This window comes from Streptomyces pimonensis (assembly GCF_041380215.1).
Lineage (GTDB): Bacteria > Actinomycetota > Actinomycetes > Streptomycetales > Streptomycetaceae > Streptomyces > Streptomyces pimonensis.
Window position 1 is genome coordinate 300,372 of the sequence record NZ_JAHWZY010000002.1, and the last position, 18,429, is coordinate 318,800.

The 18,429-nt window shown below is 71.8% G+C and carries 15 protein-coding genes; 7 read left to right on the forward strand and 8 right to left on the reverse strand.

Going from position 1 to position 18,429, the window contains the following annotated elements; genetic code table 11:
* Window positions 1-301: 301 nt before the first annotated feature.
* The 3 genes from KYY02_RS03980 to KYY02_RS03990 all read right to left on the reverse strand — a co-directional run bounded on the left by KYY02_RS03980 (window position 302) and on the right by KYY02_RS03990 (window position 2,395).
* Entirely contained in the window at window positions 302-736 is a 435-nt protein-coding gene (locus KYY02_RS03980; RefSeq protein WP_371235985.1) for a VOC family protein, read from the reverse strand.
* 100 nt (window positions 737-836) lie between these two features.
* Entirely contained in the window at window positions 837-1,655 is an 819-nt protein-coding gene (locus tag KYY02_RS03985; protein ID WP_371235986.1) for an SAM-dependent methyltransferase, read from the reverse strand.
* Window positions 1,656-1,774: 119 nt separating this feature from the next.
* The gene (locus KYY02_RS03990; protein WP_371235987.1) at window positions 1,775-2,395 is read right to left on the reverse strand and encodes a TetR/AcrR family transcriptional regulator; all 621 of its coding nucleotides are present in this window, start codon (window positions 2,393-2,395) and stop codon (window positions 1,775-1,777) included.
* Window positions 2,396-2,630: 235 nt separating this feature from the next.
* Between KYY02_RS03990 and KYY02_RS03995 the strand changes: the two genes are divergently transcribed.
* From KYY02_RS03995 to KYY02_RS04010, 4 genes are all read left to right on the forward strand, one after another.
* Entirely contained in the window at window positions 2,631-3,608 is a 978-nt protein-coding gene (locus KYY02_RS03995) for a tetratricopeptide repeat protein (RefSeq protein WP_371235988.1), read from the forward strand.
* 655 nt (window positions 3,609-4,263) lie between these two features.
* Window positions 4,264-4,908: a DUF6230 family protein gene (locus KYY02_RS04000; RefSeq protein WP_371235990.1), complete on the forward strand. Its 645-nt coding sequence runs from the start codon at window positions 4,264-4,266 to the stop codon at window positions 4,906-4,908.
* A gap of 183 nt (window positions 4,909-5,091) precedes the next feature.
* Entirely contained in the window at window positions 5,092-5,667 is a 576-nt protein-coding gene (locus tag KYY02_RS04005; protein ID WP_371235991.1) for a DUF6114 domain-containing protein, read from the forward strand.
* Window positions 5,668-5,725: 58 nt separating this feature from the next.
* Window positions 5,726-6,943, forward strand: a complete 1,218-nt coding sequence (locus tag KYY02_RS04010) for a hypothetical protein (protein ID WP_371235992.1) — start codon at window positions 5,726-5,728, stop codon at window positions 6,941-6,943.
* An 88-nt stretch (window positions 6,944-7,031) separates the two neighbouring features.
* Here the strand turns inward: KYY02_RS04010 and pyk are convergent, their stop codons facing one another.
* The 3 genes from pyk to pta all read right to left on the reverse strand — a co-directional run bounded on the left by pyk (window position 7,032) and on the right by pta (window position 11,900).
* Window positions 7,032-8,459 (reverse strand): pyruvate kinase, encoded by a 1,428-nt coding sequence (gene pyk, locus KYY02_RS04015; RefSeq protein WP_371235993.1) that lies wholly within the window; start codon window positions 8,457-8,459, stop codon window positions 7,032-7,034.
* A 73-nt stretch (window positions 8,460-8,532) separates the two neighbouring features.
* A complete protein-coding gene (locus KYY02_RS04020; protein ID WP_371235994.1) occupies window positions 8,533-9,795 on the reverse strand; it encodes an acetate kinase in 1,263 nt (420 codons plus the stop codon).
* The gene (pta, locus tag KYY02_RS04025; protein WP_371235995.1) at window positions 9,792-11,900 is read right to left on the reverse strand and encodes a phosphate acetyltransferase; all 2,109 of its coding nucleotides are present in this window, start codon (window positions 11,898-11,900) and stop codon (window positions 9,792-9,794) included. Before pta ends, KYY02_RS04020 begins: the two co-directional genes overlap by 4 nt.
* 201 nt (window positions 11,901-12,101) lie before the next feature.
* On the opposite strand from pta, the gene KYY02_RS04030 reads away from it, so the two are divergent.
* The 3 genes from KYY02_RS04030 (at window position 12,102) to KYY02_RS04040 (ending at window position 15,680) form a co-directional block, all read left to right on the forward strand.
* Entirely contained in the window at window positions 12,102-13,127 is a 1,026-nt protein-coding gene (locus tag KYY02_RS04030) for an ATP-dependent 6-phosphofructokinase (RefSeq protein WP_371235996.1), read from the forward strand.
* A gap of 75 nt (window positions 13,128-13,202) precedes the next feature.
* Window positions 13,203-13,562, forward strand: coding sequence for a hypothetical protein (locus KYY02_RS04035; protein ID WP_371235997.1), 360 nt, complete (start codon window positions 13,203-13,205; stop codon window positions 13,560-13,562).
* A 270-nt stretch (window positions 13,563-13,832) separates the two neighbouring features.
* Window positions 13,833-15,680 carry a peptidoglycan recognition protein family protein gene (locus KYY02_RS04040; protein ID WP_371236017.1) on the forward strand — a complete coding sequence of 616 codons (1,848 nt, stop codon included), beginning with the start codon at window positions 13,833-13,835 and terminating at the stop codon, window positions 15,678-15,680.
* 380 nt (window positions 15,681-16,060) lie between these two features.
* On the opposite strand, the gene KYY02_RS04045 is transcribed toward KYY02_RS04040, so the two are convergent.
* Together KYY02_RS04045 and KYY02_RS04050 are read right to left on the reverse strand one after the other, a co-directional pair.
* Entirely contained in the window at window positions 16,061-16,762 is a 702-nt protein-coding gene (locus KYY02_RS04045; RefSeq protein ID WP_371235998.1) for a response regulator, read from the reverse strand.
* Window positions 16,759-18,399, reverse strand: coding sequence for a sensor histidine kinase (locus tag KYY02_RS04050; RefSeq protein ID WP_371235999.1), 1,641 nt, complete (start codon window positions 18,397-18,399; stop codon window positions 16,759-16,761). The genes KYY02_RS04045 and KYY02_RS04050 overlap by 4 nt, the downstream gene beginning before the upstream one ends.
* Window positions 18,400-18,429 lie beyond the last annotated feature (30 nt).

The following is an 18,429-nucleotide window of genomic DNA, read 5'->3' on the forward strand; positions in this document are numbered from 1 at the left end:
TCGAATCACGTCGGCGCACCGGTGGGACGACCGGAGGGGGCGGCGCGGGGCGCCGTCCGCCGGGATTCCGCGGCGCGGGGCCAGGAATTCGGAACCCCGTATCCGCGGCTCGACGCGCCTCCCCGACCGGTTTCCGCGCGTGCCGCGGTGATCCGGTCCGCACGGCGGGCGGCACGGAACCCGGCCGTGGAGCCCCGCTCCACCACGGACCGATGCCGGTGAGCGGCGAGTGGGTCACCCGGCCGGCCTCCGCCCCACCGGGCACAGCCCGTCGGCCGGGGCACCGCGGCACGGGAGACGCTCAGTCGAGACAGAACTCGTTGCCCTCGATGTCCCGCATCACGATGCACGACTCGTTGTCCTCGTCGGCGTACAGCGTTCGCTCGTGCACCGCGCCGAGCGCGGCCAGTCGTGCGCACTCGGCCTCGAGCGTGGCGAGGCGCTCCTCACCCACGAGCCCGGTACCGGCCCGCACGTCGAGATGCACCCGGTTCTTGACGACCTTGCCTTCGGGGACGCGCTGGAAGAGCAGCCGCGGGCCCACACCTGAGGGGTCAACGCACGCGAACCATGCGACCTCATGCTCGGACGGCAGCGAGTGATGGTAGTCGTCCCAGGTGGCGAACCCCTCCGGCGGCGGCGGTACGACGTATCCCAACACCTCGCACCAGAAACGAGCGAGGCGCTCGGGTTCCGCGCAGTCGAAGGTGACTTGGAACTTCCTGACCGATGTCATCGGGGCACCATAACAAGGGGTTCCGTCGCCCGTTTCCCGGTGGGGATCCGGCGGCCGGCGGGGCCCGCTCGACATGAGTGGGCCCCGCCGCGCGATCGTGTCACGGCTTGCGGGCCACCGCCCCGTACAGCGAGATCACGGCGTTCTCGTCGGTGCTCTCCCCGACGGCGAGCTCGGGATGCCAGTCGGTCAGCTGGACCAGGCCCGGAGCGACCGGCTCCAGTCCTTCGAAGAAGCGGGCGATCTCCGCACGTGTGCGGGGTGCGAGGGTGACGCCGCCCGCCCTGTACATCTCGACCCCGCGGCCGACCGCCTCGGGGTCGAAGTCCGCCGTGAGCTGCGACAGGACCAGATGACTGCCGGAGGGCAGCGCCTCGACGAGCCGCGCCACCAGCCCGTACGGATCGTCCCCGTCGCCGAGGAAGTGCGTCAGCGCGACGAGGGACAGCGCCACCGGCCGGCCGAAGTCCAGCTTCTCGCGGGCCTGTTCCAGGATGCGGCCGGGCTCGCGCACATCGGCCTGGACGTAGTCGGTGACGCCCTCGGGGGTGCTGCGCAGCAGCGCCTCGGCGTGCTTCAGCACGATGGGATCGTTGTCCGTGTAGACCACGCGGGACTCGGGCGCGATGCCCTGGGCCACCTGGTGCAGATTGGGCTCGGTGGGGATGCCGGTACCGATGTCCAGGTACTGGCGGACGCCCGCCTCGCCGGCCAGCCACCGGGTGACCCGCTGCATGAACCAGCGGTTGGTGCGGGCGATGTGCCGGGCCGTGCCGTCGACGCTCATGATCCGCCGGCCCAGCTCCTCGTCGACCGGGTAGTTGTCCTTGCCGCCGAGGAACCAGTCGTAGACCCGGGCCGGGTGCGGCCTGGAGGTGTCGATCCGTGCGGTGGCGGGTTCGGTCCCTGTCCCGGTCATGTGCGCCTCCCTGGCTGCTCGGCGTCCCGTGCGTCCCCTGCGTCCCGGTGCGGGGTGATCACGATCCTCGCAGCGCACCGGGGGCGGTGACAGGCGGCTACCGGCCGACCGTGGCCGGTTCAGGGCGCTGCCGCTGCAAGACCCGAGAGCAGGACCCGGGTGAAGCCGTGCACCCACTCCTCGTCGGCCGGTTCCGCGCTCACCAGGGTGCGGTGCACCACCGCGCCGGCCACCATGTCGAAGATCAGGTCGACCGTGCGGGCCGCCTCGCCGGCGTCGGACTCCGGCGGCAGCTCGCCCCGCGCCTGCGCCCGCGCCCGGCCGGCGAGGACGAGGCGCTTCTGCCGGTCCACGATCGAGGCGCGGATGCGCTCGCGCAGGGCGTCGTCCCGGGTGGCCTCCGCGACCACCGCCATCAGCCCGTTCCGGGCCTCCGGACGCGCCAGGATCGCGGCGAACTGGAGCACCACGCCCTCGATGTCGGCGGCCAGCGAGCCGCGGTCGGGCAGGGCCAGCTCGTCGAAGAGTTCCGCGACCGCGTCCACGACCAGCTCGTTCTTGCCCGCCCAGCGCCGGTAGAGGGTGGTCTTCGCGACCCCGGCGCGGAGCGCCACGTCCCCCAGGGTGAGCTTGGACCACCCCAGCTCGACCAGAGCGGCACGGGTCGCGGCCAGGATCGCGGCGTCCGCGGCGGCGCTGCGCGGACGCCCGGCGTGACCGGCTGGGGTGCGGCTCTGCATGGCACGACGATAACGGCGGACTCCGCGCGGCCGTACGTGAGGGAGATCACCGGGGCGCCCTGTTCAGCGGGGACCGGCCGGTATTACGCTACGACCCGTAGCGAAAGCACGCGTGACCGGCGTGCCCGAGCGACGACCACCGGCGTGGGGTGGGGACCCGGCGCCAACCACACACGTACGCCTGGCTTTCCCGGGCGTTTTCACGCACACGCGGTGTACGGGGGAGGATAGACGCATGCAGCCACGGAACATGTCCATGAGCGGAGTCGTCGACCTCGCCGCGGTGAAGGCGGCCCAAGAGGCCAAGGCGAAGGCGGAGCAGGCGCGCGCGGAAGCGGCCCGGCAGGGCGGCGGGGGCGCGATCTCCCCGGCCGATCTCGTCATCGACGTCGACGAGGCCGGATTCGAGCGCGACGTCCTGCAGCGGTCCACCGAGGTCCCGGTCGTCATCGACTTCTGGGCCGAGTGGTGCGAGCCCTGCAAGCAGCTGAGCCCGCTGCTGGAGCGGCTCACCGTCGAGTACAACGGGCGCGTCCTCCTCGCCAAGATCGACGTCGACGCCAACCAGATGCTGATGCAGCAGTTCGGGATCCAGGGGATCCCGGCGGTCTTCGCGGTGGTCGCCGGGCAGGCGCTGCCGCTCTTCCAGGGGGCCATGGGCGAGGCGGAGATCCGCCAGACCCTGGACCAGCTGGTGCAGGTCGGCGAGCAGCGCTTCGGCCTGACCGGCCTCGTCGTCGACCCCGAAGCCGAGCCGGGCGGCGGCGCGCAGGCCGCTCCGGCCGAGGCGGCCGGCCCGTACGACGCCCTGCTGGAGGCCGCCGTACGGGCCCTGGACGGCGGTGACCTCACCGGCGCCGTCCAGGCGTACCGGAACGTGCTCGCCGACGACCCGACCAACCCCGAGGCCGCACTGGGTCTCGCCCAGGCCGAACTGCTCCAGCGCGTGCAGGAGATGGACCCCCAGCAGGTGCGCAAGGAGGCCGCCGAGAAGCCGGGGGACGCCGAGGCGCAGATCGCCGCAGCCGACCTGGACCTGGCGGGCGGTCATGTCGAGGACGCCTTCGGCCGGCTCATCGAGACGGTGGGGCGCACGGCGGGCGACGACCGCGAGACCGTACGGGTGCGGCTGCTGAAGCTGTTCGAGGTGGTCGGCGCCGACGATCCGCGCGTGATCGCCGCCCGTCGGGCGCTGGCGCGGGCCCTGTTCTGAGCCATCCGGGCGCCGTTGCCCGATTCCGGTTGATCTGCCGGTGATTCGGGTTCACGGGGTTCGAGCCGTCGAACGGATCACGATGTCCATGCGGCCGCGCTTTGCCGAATCTTGGCAATCGCGGCCGCTGTTACTGCCAGTAAGTCGCGATCGGCGATCTGTCTGATTCCGTCCGCGGATCGGCTGTTCCGTACGGCGCTTCCGGTGCACCCAGCGTCGCCGTGCGGCACCGGCGTGCCGCCGCACGGTCATCCGGTCATTACCGGCGAGTAACGAACCCCCTTGTGCCGACGGCGAGAATGCACCACGATCGGCGACGCTCGGTCCCTTACCCGTACACCCGACAGCCGGTCGGGCCGCGGGAACTCCTGGGTCCCCACCGAGCAGGACCGGCGGCAGTGACGCCGGTTCTCGGACAGGGGGTCTTCGCCCACCCGGCGAAGCCTGTCCGGCAGGGTTGTGCGTGATGCGTGTCAGGCGCGACCAGTGGTTGTCGCTCGGGGGTGATCGCCGGTGATCGGGCGCGTCGTGCGCGCCGCCGAGCGCGGGCGCTCTCCTTCCCGAGGACGTTGCACTTCTCCCATCCCTGCCCGGCCGAGCCGTCGTTCACGGCGACGGGCCGGAGCAGGAGATGTACGTCCGAGAAGGAGGAAAGATGGAGTCCCAAGTGCGTGGCGGGACCAGATGGAAGCGGTTCGCCGTGGTCATGGTGCCCAGCGTGCTCGCGACGGCGGCGGTGGGTGTCGGCCTGGCGCAGGGCGCCCTCGCGGCGTCGTTCAGCGTGTCGGGCCAGCAGTTCAAGGTGACGGCCGATTACCTGAAGGGCGACGGGTTCGCCCAGTACGGCGGTGTCGACACCGTCTACGCGTCGACCGAGGGCAAGGAAAAGAAGCCGGTCCCGGTCGCGATCTCGTCGTTCGACACCGCGGAGATCACCAAGATGTGCCAGTCGGTGGCGACGAAGGTCCCTCTCATTGGCAAGACGGTCTACCTTCGTCTTGAGGCGGGCAACAACCCGAAGAAGCCGGTCACGGCCGAGAACCTCTACATCGACGTCGCCCAGCTCGACGCCGACGCGAAGTTCGAGGACATCGACATCGGTGTTGCGCTCCAGGACAAGAGCCGCGGTCCCGTGAACAAGGACGAGAAGACCACCAAGCCGGGCGGTTTCGCCCAGCAGGCGAGGGTGGCCCACCTCTACGGCGTCGAGCAGACGGCGTGGGCGACCACGGCCGGCACGTTCACGCTGAACGGCCTGTCGATGCGTCTCGGTATGGACCCGGACATGGAGTGCTACTGACGGCTCCGTCACCGGGGTGACCCGGGGCAGCTGAGCTGTCCCGGGGGCGGAGAAGCCATCGCTTCTCCGTCTGCAGCCCGGCAGGTCCGCGTGCCGGGCCACCCTCACCGACCCACACTTCCGGCTTTCCACGCCTACGGCCGAGCCGGTACGTACTTCCCCGGACCCAGGGAGCTGTTTTCCATGAGTGCCGAGACTCCGGTCCAGAGCACCGGTACCTTCACCCGGCTGCGTCTGCGATTCCGCGACTGGCGGGGCACCCGGCCGTTCTGGGCCGGTCTGTTCACGCTGCTGGGCGGCATCCCCATCGCGTACTTCCCCTACGCCACGCTCAAGCTGGGCCACATGTCGATCGCCATGGCCACGACGGCCGGTGCGGGCTCGCTGATCATCGGCGTGCTGCTGGTCACGCTGGGCCTGACCATGTGGTTCCAGTCCGCCACCCGGGTCTTCGCCGGTGTCGCGACGATCCTGCTGGCCCTGGTGTCACTGGTGATCTCCAACATAGGCGGCTTCCTGGCCGGCTTCCTGCTCGCGCTGGTCGGCGGTGCGCTCTCCCTCTCCTGGGTGCCGGGCGAGCCGCCGGTCGAGGCAGCGGGCGAGCACGACGGCGCCGACGCGCCCACAGGTGAGGCGGCGCTGGACGGCACGCTCCACGGCCCCGCCGTGACGCCGCGGTTCCCGGCCGCTCCTCACGGGAAGGGTGAGGACGGAGGGGCGGACGGCGTCAGGGCGGCAGGGGGGCACCGTGTCGGCTGACGGGGTGCGCGGACCGCGCCACGCGGCCCCGAGGAAACCGCTGCTCACCAGATTGCACGTGCCGAGCGGCAAGGCGATAGCCCTGGCGGCGATGCCCACGGCGGTCCTCATGGGGATGGGGTTCACGCCGACGCTGGCCCTCGCCGACGGCAACGACGGGAAGCCGACGGCGAACAGCCTGACCGTCGACGAGTACCAGGCCTGTCTGGAGATCGTCGAGGGAGCCGAGGACGACGCCTCCGCCTCGCCCACGCCGTCCGCGTCGGCGAGCGGGAGCGCGTCCCCGGACGAGGAGACCTCGGCGGAGGCCCCCGGGCAGCAGGCCCCGGAGGCGGACCAGGGCACGGACCAGGGCACGTCCGCGTCGTCCCCTCCGTCGGATTCAGGTTCCGACGACGAGGACGAACCTGCGCCCGTTCCCTCCGCCTCCGCCCCCTCCGCCGAGGACCCGGCCGAGCCCGATCCCACCCCTTCGAAGACCGACCGCAGCCTCCTGGAGGACCTCGGGGGCGCCCTCGAGGACGTCTTCGCCCCGAAGGGCAAGCAGGTGGAGGAGAGCCCCGCCCCGTCCGCCTCCGCCTCCGCCTCCGAAGAGAAGGCGCAGGAGAAGGCCGGTACCGCCGAGGCGGCCGAGGACACCGTCAAGGACATCGGCGACAGGGCCTCGGAGGCCGTCGAGGACGCCGAGGGCACCGAGGAGACGGTCGGCGAAGCCGCCGGGGAGGCCGCCGGGGAAGCGACCGCGATCCCCGGGGCCACCGCCTCTCCCAGCCCCTCCGCGTCGGCCACGGTCGACCCCGAGGACTGCCCGGTCGCCACCGACGCCGAGGGCGGCGTCGACAACGAGCTTCTGCTGCCCGAGGACCCCTGGACCCTCAACGCCAGCTCGCTGACGCTGAAGGGCGCCTCGTACAAGGGCATCGTCGAGGTGCGGACCGCAAGCGGCGCCACCAAGAGGGTGCTGAAGTACGTCATCTCCGACGGCACCGACATCGGGGACCTGCACCAGACGGTCACGGACAAGCGGTCCGGCGCGACCCACCACGTGCAGGCGGCCGAGGGGTCGACGTCCACCATCCGCGACGGCGACACCGTGATGTACACGGAGAGCATCTCCGGCAACCTGCTCGGCCTGATCCCGGTCACGTTCGACCCGGAGCACCCGCCCCCGCTGGACATCCCGCTGATCCACTTCACCGAGGTGACGGTGAAGCAGGCAGGCCAGTTCGGCGGCACCCTGCACGTGCCCGGGCTGCGGCAGTACATCACCGTCTGAACGCCTTCGGACCCTCCCGGGAGCCCGCGACACCGAGGGCGCCCCCCGTCGCGGGGGGCGCCCTCGGTGCCGTACCGGACCCTCACGGTCAGGCGGTCGCCTCGCCCAGGTGGTGGACGCGGACCATGTTGGTGGTGCCGGGGACGCCGGGGGGCGAGCCGGCCGTGATGATCACGATGTCGCCCTCGCTGAAGCGGTTCAGCTTGAGCAGCTCCTGCTCCACCAGCTCGACCATCTCGTCGGTGCTGTTCACGAACGGCGCGACGTACGGCTCCACGCCCCAGCTGAGCGCCAGCTGGTTGCGGGTGGACTCGTCCGTGGTGAACGCCAGGATCGGCTGGGCGGCGCGGTAGCGGCTCAGCCGCCGGGCCGTGTCACCGGACTGGGTGAAGGCCACCAGGCCCTTGCCGCCGAGGAAGTCGGCGATCTCGCAGGCGGCACGGGCCACCGAACCGCCCTGGGTGCGCGGCTTCTTGCCCGGCACCAGCGGCTGCAGGCCCTTGGAGAGCAGCTCCTGCTCGGCCGCCCGGACGATCTTCGACATCGTCCGCACGGTCTCGATCGGGTACGCGCCCACGCTCGACTCGGCCGACAGCATGACCGCGTCGGCGCCGTCCAGGATCGCGTTGGCCACGTCGGAGGCCTCGGCGCGGGTCGGCCGCGAGTTGGTGATCATCGACTCCATCATCTGGGTCGCCACGATCACCGGCTTGGCGTTGCGCCGGCACAGCTCGATCAGGCGCTTCTGCACCATGGGGACCTTCTCGAGCGGGTACTCGACGGCCAGGTCGCCGCGGGCGACCATGACGGCGTCGAAGGCCGCCACGACGGCCTCCATGTTCTCCACCGCCTGCGGCTTCTCCACCTTGGCGACGACCGGGACCCGGCGTCCCTCCTCGTCCATCACGCGGTGGACGTCGGCGACGTCCTTGGCGTCCCGGACGAAGGACAGCGCGACCAGGTCGCAGCCCATCCGCAGGGCGAACCGCAGGTCCTCGACGTCCTTCTCGGACAGGGCGGGCACGTTCACCGCCGCGCCGGGCAGGTTGATGCCCTTGTGGTCGGAGATGACGCCGCCCTCGATGACGATCGACTTCACCCGCGGGCCCTCGACGTCCAGGACCTTCAGCTCGACGTTGCCGTCGTTGATGAGGATCTGGTCGCCGCGCGAGACGTCGCCCGGCAGGCCCTTGTAGGTCGTTCCGCAGATCGTCCTGTCGCCCGGGACGTCCTCGGTGGTGATGGTGAACTCGTCACCGCGCACCAGCTCGACGGGCCCCTCCGCGAAGGTCTCCAGGCGGATCTTCGGGCCCTGGAGGTCGGCGAGGACGCCGATGGCCCTGCCCGTCTCCTTGGCGGCGGCGCGGACCCGGTCGTACCGGCCCTGGTGCTCGGCGTGCGAGCCGTGGCTGAAGTTGAAGCGGGCCACGTTCATGCCGGCTTCGATCAGGGCGACAAGCTGCTCGTGGGAGTCGACCGCGGGGCCGAGGGTACAGACGATTTTCGAACGGCGCATGGGGCGATCCTATCGGTTTGTTTCGCAGCGGAATATTCCGGCTGGCGGAGAATACACATGAGAAAGTCCCTGCTCAGTTGTGCTTTCCGGCCAGTGCGTATGTCTGCTGAGCGATCTCCATTTCCTCGTCCGTCGGCACCACCGCGACCGCGACCCGCGCGCCCTCGGGCGAGATCAGCCGGGGCCCGCCGCCGCGCACGGCGTTGCGCCCGCCGTCCACCGCCAGACCCAGCCCTTCCAGGCCCGCCACGGCCGCCTCCCGCACCGGGGCGGCGTTCTCGCCGACCCCGGCGGTGAAGGCCACCGCGTCCACCCGCCCGAGAACGGCGTAATAGGCGCCGATGTACTTCTTCAGACGGTGAATGTAGATGTCGAACGCCAGCTGCGCCTGTTCGTCGCCCTCGTCGATCCGGCGCCGGATCTCCCGCATGTCGTTGTCACCGCACAGCCCGACCAGACCGCTCTTCTTGTTGAGGAGAGTGTCGATCTCGTCGGCGGACATTCCGCCAACACGCATCAAATGGAAGATGACGGCCGGGTCCATGTCTCCGGACCGCGTACCCATCACGAGCCCCTCCAAGGGTGTCAGTCCCATGGAGGTGTCCACGCAACGACCGCCCCGCACGGCCGAGGCGGACGCCCCGTTGCCCAGGTGCAGCACGATGACGTTCACCTCCTCGGGAGCCTTCCCCAGCAGCTTCGCGGTCTCCCGCGAGACGTACGCGTGGGAGGTGCCGTGGAAGCCGTAGCGGCGGATGCGGTGCGCGTCGGCGGTCTCGACGTCGATCGCGTAGCGGGCCGCCGACTCCGGCATCGTGGTGTGGAAGGCGGTGTCGAAGACGGCGACCTGCGGCAGGTCCGGGCGCAGCGTCATGGCGGTGCGGATGCCGGTGAGGTTGGCCGGGTTGTGCAGCGGCGCCACCGGGATCAGCCGTTCGATCTCCGCCAGCACCCGGTCGTCGATCACCGTCGGCTCGGTGAAGCGCTTGCCGCCGTGCACCACCCGGTGGCCGATCGCGACCAGCTCGGGGGAGTCGAGGCCCAGCCCGTCGGCGGCCAGCTCCTCGGCCATCGCCCCCAGGGCGGCGGCGTGGTCGGCGACCTGCCCGGTGCGCTCCCGGGCCTCCCCGCCCGCCGCGAGCGGGGCGTGCCGCACGAGGGAGGTCCGCTCGCCGATCCGCTCGATCAGCCCGGCGGCCAGCCGGCTGCCGCCGCGCATGTCCAGCAGTTGGTACTTCACCGACGAGGAACCGGAGTTGAGGACGAGGACACGGGTGGGAGGGACCGAGCGCAGCTCGTCGGACGGGGTGGCGGGAGAGGGGCGGGCGGGACTCACTGGGCGGCTGCCTTCTCGTTCGGGGCCGGGGAGGGGGCCTGGGACTGGGCCTGGATCGCCGTGATGGCGACGGTGTTCACGATGTCCTGGACCAGGGCGCCCCGGGACAGGTCGTTGACCGGCTTGCGCAGACCCTGGAGCACCGGCCCGACGGCGATGGCGCCGGCCGAGCGCTGCACGGCCTTGTAGGTGTTGTTGCCGGTATTCAGGTCGGGGAAGATCAGCACGGTCGCCTGACCGGCCACCTCCGAGCCCGGCAGCTTGGTCGCCGCGACCGACGGCTCCACGGCCGCGTCGTACTGGATCGGCCCCTCGATCCGCAGGTCGGGCCGGCGCGCGCGCACCAGTTCGGTGGCGGCGCGCACCTTGTCGACGTCGGCGCCCGTACCGGACGTGCCGGTCGAGTACGACAGCATCGCGATCCGCGGCTCCACCCCGAACCGCGCGGCCGTGACCGCCGACTGCACGGCGATGTCGGCGAGCTGCTCGGCGTCCGGGTCGGGGTTGACCGCGCAGTCGCCGTAGACCAGCACCTTGTCGGCCAGGCACATGAAGAAGACGGAGGAGACGATGTCCGCGTCCGGCTTGGTCTTGATGATCTCGAAGGCCGGCCGGATGGTCGCCGCCGTGGAGTGCACCGAACCGGACACCATGCCGTCGGCGAGACCCTCCTGCACCATCAGCGTGCCGAAGTAGTTCACGTCGGAGACGACGTCGTAGGCCAGCTCCACGGTGACGCCCCGGTGGGCGCGCAGGGCCGCGTACTTCTCGGCGAAGGGGTCGCGCAGCTCGGAGGTGGCCGGGTCGATCAGCTGGGTGTCGCCGAGGTCGATGCCCAGGTCGGCGGCCTTCTTGCGGATCTGGTCCACGTCGCCGAGCAGCGTCAGCTCGCACACGCCCCGGCGCAGCAGCACCTCGGCCGCGTGCAGCACCCGCTCCTCGACGCCCTCGGGGAGCACGACCCGGCGCAGGTCCGAGCGGGCCTGCTCCAGCAGCTTGTGCTCGAACATCATCGGGGTGACGCGGTCGCTGCTGGGCGCGGAGACCCGCTTGGTGAGGTCCGCGGTGTCGGCGTACCGCTCGAAGAGGCCGAGCGCCCGCTCCGCCTTGCGCGGGGTGGCCGCGTTCAGCTTCCCCTCCAGGGAGAACAGCTGCTCGGCGGTGGGAAAGCTGTTGCTCGGCACCGAGAGCACCGGCGTGCCGGGCGCGAGACGGTCGGCGAGGGTGAGGATGCGCTCGCCGGGCACCTCGTCCAGGGTCAGCAGCACCCCGGCTATCGGCGGGGTGCCGGCGCTGTGCGCGGCCAGCGAACCGACGACCAGGTCGGCGCGGTCGCCCGGCGTGACGACCAGGCAGCCCGGGGTCAGGGCGGCGAGGAGGTTCGGCAGCATGGCGCCGCCGAACACGAAGTCCAGGGCGTCGCGGGCGAGCCCCGAGTCGTCGCCGAGCACCACCTTCGCGCCGAGGGCGTGGACGATCTGGGAGACGGTCGGGGCGGACAGCGCGGGCTCGTCGGGCAGCACGTAGCAGGGCACCGGGAGCCGGGTGGCGAGCCGCTCGGCGATCTCGTCCCGTTCCTCGACCGCGACCCGGTTGACCACCATGGCGAGCACGTCGCAGCCCAGGGTGTCGTAGGCGCGGTAGGCGTTGCGGGTCTCGGCGCGCACCGCCTCGGCGGTCTGCCTGCGACCGCCGACGACCGGGATCACCGAGGCGCCGAACTCGTTGGCGAGCCGGGCGTTCAGGCTCAGCTCGTCCGGGAACTGGGTGTCGGCGTAGTCGGTGCCGAGGACGAGGACCACGTCGTAGTCGCGGGTGACCCGGTGGAACCGCTCGACGAGGGTGGACACCAGCTCGTCCGTGCCCTGCTCGGCCTGGAGGGCGGACGCCTCCGCGTAGTCCATGCCGTACACGGTCGTGGGGTCCTGCGTGAGCCGGTACCGGGCCCGCAGCAGTTCGAAGAGGCGGTCGGGCCCGTCGTGGACCAGGGGACGGAAGACGCCCACCCGGTCGACCTGCCGGGTCAGGAGCTCCATGACCCCGAGTTCGACGACCTGGCGGCCGTCACCGCGGTCGATACCGGTCACGTACACGCTGCGGGTCACGCGCGCTCTCCGTTTCGTCGAGGCCGCAAGGGTCTTCGGCGGGGCCGTAAAAATCGCCCACCCAGGTGAGCGAACCCCTCTTGACAATACCTCCGACGCTGGCTAGGACGCCCGCCCGTACGGTGTCGGCGGCGCCCGGGGGGACGTGAAACAATCGGGACTGGCTCACCGGTACCGACAGCGACCAGGAGACACGGCACCATGCGCATAGGAGTACTCACCGCAGGCGGCGACTGCCCTGGACTGAACGCAGTGATCCGGTCGGTCGTGCACCGGGCGGTCGACAACTACGGCGACGAGGTCATCGGGTTCGAGGACGGCTACTCCGGCCTGCTCGACGGCCGCTACCGCCCGCTCGACCTCGACGCGGTCAGCGGCATCCTGGCCCGGGGCGGCACCATACTGGGCTCCTCCCGGCTGGAGCGCGACCGGCTCCGCGAGGCCTGTGAGAACGCCTCCGACATGATCCGCGACTTCGGTATCGACGCGCTGATCCCGATCGGCGGCGAGGGCACGCTCACCGCGGCGCACATGCTGTCGGAGGCGGGCCTGCCGGTGGTCGGCGTCCCGAAGACGATCGACAACGACATCTCCTCCACCGACCGCACCTTCGGCTTCGACACGGCGGTCGGCGTCGCCACGGAGGCGATGGACCGCCTCAAGACCACCGCCGAGTCGCACCAGCGCGTGATGGTCGTCGAGGTCATGGGCCGGCACGCGGGCTGGATCGCCCTGGAGTCCGGCATGGCCGCCGGCGCCCACGGCATCTGCCTGCCCGAACGTCCCTTCGACCCGGTCCAGTTGGTCAAGATGGTCGAGGAACGCTTCGCCCGCGGCAAGAAGTTCGCGGTGATCTGCGTCGCCGAGGGCGCGCACCCGGCCGACGGAACCATGGACTACGGCAAGGGCGAGATCGACAAGTTCGGCCACGAGCGCTTCCAGGGCATCGGCACGGCCCTGGCGTACGAGCTGGAGCGGCGGCTGGGCAAGGAGGCCAAGCCGGTCATCCTCGGCCACGTCCAGCGCGGCGGCGTGCCGACGGCGTACGACCGCGTCCTCGCCACCCGCTTCGGCTGGCACGCGGTGGAGGCGGCGCACCAGGGCGAGTTCGGCAGGATGACCTCGCTGCGGGGGACCGACATCGTGATGGTGCCGCTGGCGGAGGCGGTCACCGAGCTGAAGACGGTCCCGAAGGACCGGATGGACGAGGCGGAGTCGGTCTTCTAGCGCTCCGACCGGATCGGTCCGCCGGAAGCTCGCGGTGTTCGGCATGGACGGGCCTCGCCACCCCTCCGTAGGCTGGTGATCACCTACGAAGGGGGCGGAGTGAACGGCAATCCGCTGTACCACTGGACAACGCTGGCAGTGTCCACGGCGCTCATGCTGCCGGTGCCGGTGGCGATACTGGCAGGATGGACGCCGCCGTGGATGCGCAAGCGACAAGCCGGGATGCGGCTTCGCGCCTACGGCATTCTGTGCATCTACGCCTTCATACTCGTCAACGGCACCCCCCGGATCGCCGACGCCTCATTCGAGACGGTCATGGCCTGCAGCAGCGTCGGCTTCGGGTTCATCGCCGCCGCCGTGGTTCTGCTCCTGCTCTCGGCACGCAAGGATTCAGGCGCCCGGACAGCTGGCCCAGTCGGACCTCGGGAAGGCTGAGAGACAGCTTGTCGTGCCTGCCACGTCACGGGTTCGGTCAGGCTGCGGGTGCGAGGGGGTGTTCGCCCCGGCGGATGCCCTTCTCGCTGCGGAGGTCAGAACGTTCGCGGTGACGTGCGTTGGCGCAGGTAGGCGAAGCGCGCATCATGGTGATGCAGGCTACCGATGAGGCGAAATGCTCCTCGAACCGGCTTGACTCCCTCGGGGACCTTGGGGTTTCCCGGTGCGCCGGTGTGATCCGCGGGCGTGCTCGGGACGTTCCGGGAGCCCATGCGGTCGTCGGGGTGTCCGTTGTCGCTCCGTCCTCGTTCCGGTGAGCAGATCCCGTACGTGGCCGAGGGGGCCGAGGAGAGCGAGGGGCCCACCCCCTCGGTCACCGAGCCGGAGACCGGCACCGAGCCGCAGCCGGACGCCGCCGCCCCGGAGACTCCCGCCTCCGGGACGCCGCCCGAGCCGTCCCCTTCCGAGCCCTCGGCGCCTCAGCCCTCGGTGACCGAGCCGTCGGCCCCCGTCCCGCCGTCCGCCCCGGACACCTCCTCCTCACCCACCGCCTCCCCCGGCCCCTCGGTGAGCGTCCCGCCCGCGCCGCCGTCCACCGCGCCGAGCCCGCGGATCACCACCCGCGCCGCCTGGGGCGCGGACGAGTCGATCAGCCCGGAGGAGCCGAGCTACCTGCCCGGCGGGGAGATCAAGGCAGTCGTGGTGCACCACACCGCCGAGTCCAACGACTACACCTGCACCCAGGGCCCGGCCGTGGTGCGCGGCATCTACGCATACCACGTGAAGCAGCTGGGCTGGAAAGACCTGGGCTACAACTTCCTGGTCGACAAGTGCGGCACGGTCTACGAGGGCCGCAAGGGCGGAGTCGACCGGCCGGTGATGGGCGCCCACGCCTACGGCTTCAACAGCGAGACCACCGGCATAGCCGTGCTGGGCACCTACACCTCCACCGCGCCCTCCACGGCCGCCATGACCTCCGTCGCCCGGATCGCCGCGTGGAAGCTCGGCCAGTACGGCGTCGACCCCACTTCCACCGCCACCCTCACCGCGGGCGACAGCGGCCGCAGCCACTCCGGGAAGACCTGGGCCAAGGGCGGCCGGCTGACCCTGCCCGCCATCCACGGCCACCGCGACGGCTACAACACCCAGTGCCCCGGTGACGCCTTCTACGACAAGCTCGCCACCGTCCGCGCCCGGGCGGGCGGACCGGTCTCCGGTCTCACCCTGAAGTCCGTCACCGGCGCCGGCACCTCCGGAACGACCACCTACACCAGGGCCGCCGTCACGGTGAACTGGTCGGCCACCATCCCGGCCGCGCTCATCGCGAAGTACGAACTCCTGGTGGACGGCGAGGCCGTGGCCACCGCCGCCGGCACCGCCACCTCCGCCAAGGCCACCCTGGCCGCCGGCACCCACCGGGTCGCCGTCCGCGCCGTCCACCAGTCGGACAGGACGACCACCACGGCGGCCGCGACCGTCGTCGCCGAGACCACCGTCCCCGCCTTCACCACCAAGCCGAACCTGGCCCTGCGCACCGGCACGGTCAACACCGCCGCCGTTCCGCTGACGCTGAAGTGGAAGGCCACCGACGGCGTCGCGCTGAAGGAGGTCCGGCTCACCGCCCCGACCGCCAGGACCTACGGACCCACGACCACCAGCGCCCACCACACCGCCAGGTCCGGCTCCGCCACCACCTGGTCGATGAAGGTCCACGACCGGGCCGGCAACACCGCCACCGCCTCGGTCGCCGGCACCCCGGTCGTCTTCCAGGAGAGCTCCGCCACCAGGTCCGGGACGTGGACGACCAGGTCCTCCTCCAGCTACCTCGGCGGCAAGTCGTACACCAGCTCCTCCAGGAACGCCTCGCTGAGCTGGACCTCCACCGGCCGGTCCGTCGCCTGGACCGTCTCCCGCGCCGCCACCTCCGGCCAGGCCCACATCTACGTGGACGGCAGGAAGGCCGCCACCGTGGACCTGAAGTCGTCCACCACCAAGTACCGCGACGCGATCTGGACCAGGACCTGGAGCGGCAGCGCCAAGCACACGATCAGGATCGTCGTCGTCGGCACCAGCGGCCGTCCGGCCGTCACCACCGACGGCATCGTCTACCTCAAGTGACGGCCGTCCGCCCCGGCGGACCACGAAGACCGGGGCCCGACCGCGTGTGCGCGGCCGGGCCCGACGGGGAAGGGCCGCAAGAGGTGGACCGTGCGGCGGAGCCGGTCTTCCAGGCAGTCGCCTGCGGGTGGCCCCGAGCCGTCGAGCAGTTGAGGGCCGCCCGTACTCACTCACACTGCGATGACGCCGATCGGGGGCTGTCCTGGCAGCTCCGGATCGGCGGCACACAGCTTCGGTACCGGGTGTCACGGGAAGCCGCGCTGAGAATGCGCCGCCGAACACAGAGGCAGGGCCCGACGATCCGCCGGGCCCGTCCCGGAACGCCTCGTCGTGCGGCGGCCGGCGGATGACCGCGCGGTGGGTGAGAGGGCTCGTGAGCCTCAGTTCCCGGTGCCCCACCGGTACTGCAGCTCCGGGCGCCCCACCGTGCCGTACTGCGGGCGGCGGGCGGCGAGGCCCGCGTCGACCAGGTGCTCCAGATAGCGGCGGGCGGTGATGCGGGAGATGCCGACCGCCTTCGCGACGCCGGTGGCGGTGAGGCCCTCGCCGGCGTCCCGCAGGACCACGGTCACCCGTTCCAGCGTCGGCCCGCTCAGGCCCTTGGGCAGGGCGACGGGACCGGGGGCGCGCAGGGCGGCCAGCGCCCGGTCCACCTCGTCCTGGCCGCTGGCCTCGCCCACCGCCGCGCGGAACTCGGCGTACCGCACCAGGCGGTCCCGCAGGGTCGCGAACGTGAACGGCTTCAGCACGTACTGCACGACCCCGAGCGACACCCCCTCCCGCACGACCGCCAGATCCCGCGCCGACGTCACCGCGATCACGTCGGCGTGGTGGCCGCCCGCCCGCAGCGAGCGCGCCAGCTGGAGTCCGTGCACATCCGGCAGGTGCAGGTCGAGGAGGAGCAGGTCGACGGGGGCGCGCTCCAGGACCCGCCGCGCCTCCGCCCCGGTGTGCGCCTTGCCCACGGCGACGAACCCGGGCACCCGGCCGACGTACATCACATGGGCGTCGGCGGCCACCGGGTCGTCCTCGACCACCAGTACTCTGATGGGCTCCCCGCCGCCCGCGCTCGTCCCGCTCATACGGCGCCTCCCGGCGACTTCGCGACGACCGCGGCGTCCCGCAGCGGCAGCCGCGCCTCGAACACCGCGCCGCCCCGGCTCCCGGACGTCACCGACAGCACCCCGCCGTGCCGGCCCGCCGCCTGCCGGACCAGCGCCAGGCCCAGCCCTCGCCCGCCCGGACCGGACGGCTTGGTCGTGAAGCCGCGCCGGAAGACCGCCTCCGCGTGGTCCGGGTCCACCCCGGGACCGGTGTCGGAGACCCGCAGGATCAGCTCCGAGCCGTCCTCCCCGGTCAGCGCCGTCACCGTCACACGGGGCCGCACCCCGCCCTGTGCCGCGTCCACGGCGTTGTCGATCAGGTTGCCGAGGATGGTGACCAGGTCCCGGGCGGGCAGGGTGTCCGGGAGCAGGCCGTCGTCCAGGCGGCTGTCGTCCGACACCACCAGCTCCACGCCCCGCTCGTTGGCCTGGGCGGTCTTGCCGAGCAGCAGCGCCGCGAGGACCGGCTCGCTCACCGCCGCCACCACCTGGTCGGTGAGCGCCTGCGCCAGTTCCAGCTCGGCCGTCGCGAAGTCCACCGCCTCCTCGGCCCGGCCCAGCTCGATCAGCGAGACCACGGTGTGCAGCCGGTTCGCCGCCTCGTGCGCCTGCGACCGCAGCGCCTGGGTGAAGCCCCGCTCGGAGTCCAGCTCGCCCATCAGCGACTGGAGCTCGGTCACGTCCCGCAGGGTCACCACCGAGCCGCGCCGCTGGCCGCCGGTGACCGGTGAGGTGTTCACCACCAGCACCCGGTCCGCCGTCAGGTGCACCTCGTCCACCCGGGGCTCGGAGGCCAGCAGCGCACCCGTCAGCGGTGTGGGCAGCCCCAGCTGCGCCACCGACCTGCCCACCACGTTCTCCTCCGAGGTCATGCCCAGCAGCTCCCGGCCGCCGTCGTTGATCAGCGCCACCCTGTACTGGCCGTCCAGCATCAGCAGCCCCTCGCGCACGGCGTGCAGCGCGGCCTGATGGTAGTCGTGCATGTGGCTGAGCTCGGTCGCGTTCATGCCGTGGGTGTGCCGGCGCAGCCGTGCGTTGATGACGTACGTGCCGATCGCGCCGAGCCCGAGGGCGCCGGCCGCGACCGCGAGCAGCGCCGTCAGCTGCTCCTGGGCGCGCTGGCTGATCTCCTCGACCCTTATGCCGGCGCTGACCAGGCCGGTGATCCGGCCGCCGTCCCGGACCGGGGTGACCGCACGGACCGACGGGCCGAGGGTGCCGGTGTAGGTCTCGGTGAAGGTGAGGCCCCGGAGCGCCGGGGCCGTGTTGCCCTGGAAGACCAGGCCGATCTGGTCCGGGTCGGGGTGGGTCCAGCGGATGCCCCGGGGATCCATGATCGTGACGAAGTCGACGTCGGTGTCGCGCACCACCTCCAGCGCGTACGGCTGGAGCCGGGCCGAGGGGGCGAAGGAGCGGATCGCCTGCCGTACGGAAGGGGAGTCGGCGACCGAGCGGGCGACCGCGGTGGCCTGGCGGCCCGCCGCCTGCTCGGCCTGGCCGCGGTTGCTGACGTACGTGAACAGCGCGTACCCGGCCACGACCACCGCGATGAGCACGGCCTGCATGGCGAAGAGCTGGCCCGCGAGGCTGCGGGGCCGGGGGAGGGGGATGCGCATGCCGCAAGTCTGCCTCCGGGGCCCACGGTG

Coding starts and splice junctions, on each gene's coding strand:
- KYY02_RS04045 (WP_371235998.1), bottom strand. CDS start 16,762: ATGAGCGGGACGAGCGCGGGCGGCGGGGAGCCCATCAGAGTACTGGTG.
- KYY02_RS04000 (WP_371235990.1), top strand. CDS start 4,264: ATGGAGTCCCAAGTGCGTGGCGGGACCAGATGGAAGCGGTTCGCCGTG.
- KYY02_RS03995 (WP_371235988.1), top strand. CDS start 2,631: ATGCAGCCACGGAACATGTCCATGAGCGGAGTCGTCGACCTCGCCGCG.
- KYY02_RS03985 (WP_371235986.1), bottom strand. CDS start 1,655: ATGACCGGGACAGGGACCGAACCCGCCACCGCACGGATCGACACCTCC.
- KYY02_RS04005 (WP_371235991.1), top strand. CDS start 5,092: ATGAGTGCCGAGACTCCGGTCCAGAGCACCGGTACCTTCACCCGGCTG.
- KYY02_RS03980 (WP_371235985.1), bottom strand. CDS start 736: ATGACATCGGTCAGGAAGTTCCAAGTCACCTTCGACTGCGCGGAACCC.
- KYY02_RS04040 (WP_371236017.1), top strand. CDS start 13,833: ATGCGGTCGTCGGGGTGTCCGTTGTCGCTCCGTCCTCGTTCCGGTGAG.
- KYY02_RS04050 (WP_371235999.1), bottom strand. CDS start 18,399: ATGCGCATCCCCCTCCCCCGGCCCCGCAGCCTCGCGGGCCAGCTCTTC.
- KYY02_RS03990 (WP_371235987.1), bottom strand. CDS start 2,395: ATGCAGAGCCGCACCCCAGCCGGTCACGCCGGGCGTCCGCGCAGCGCC.
- pyk (WP_371235993.1), bottom strand. CDS start 8,459: ATGCGCCGTTCGAAAATCGTCTGTACCCTCGGCCCCGCGGTCGACTCC.
- KYY02_RS04030 (WP_371235996.1), top strand. CDS start 12,102: ATGCGCATAGGAGTACTCACCGCAGGCGGCGACTGCCCTGGACTGAAC.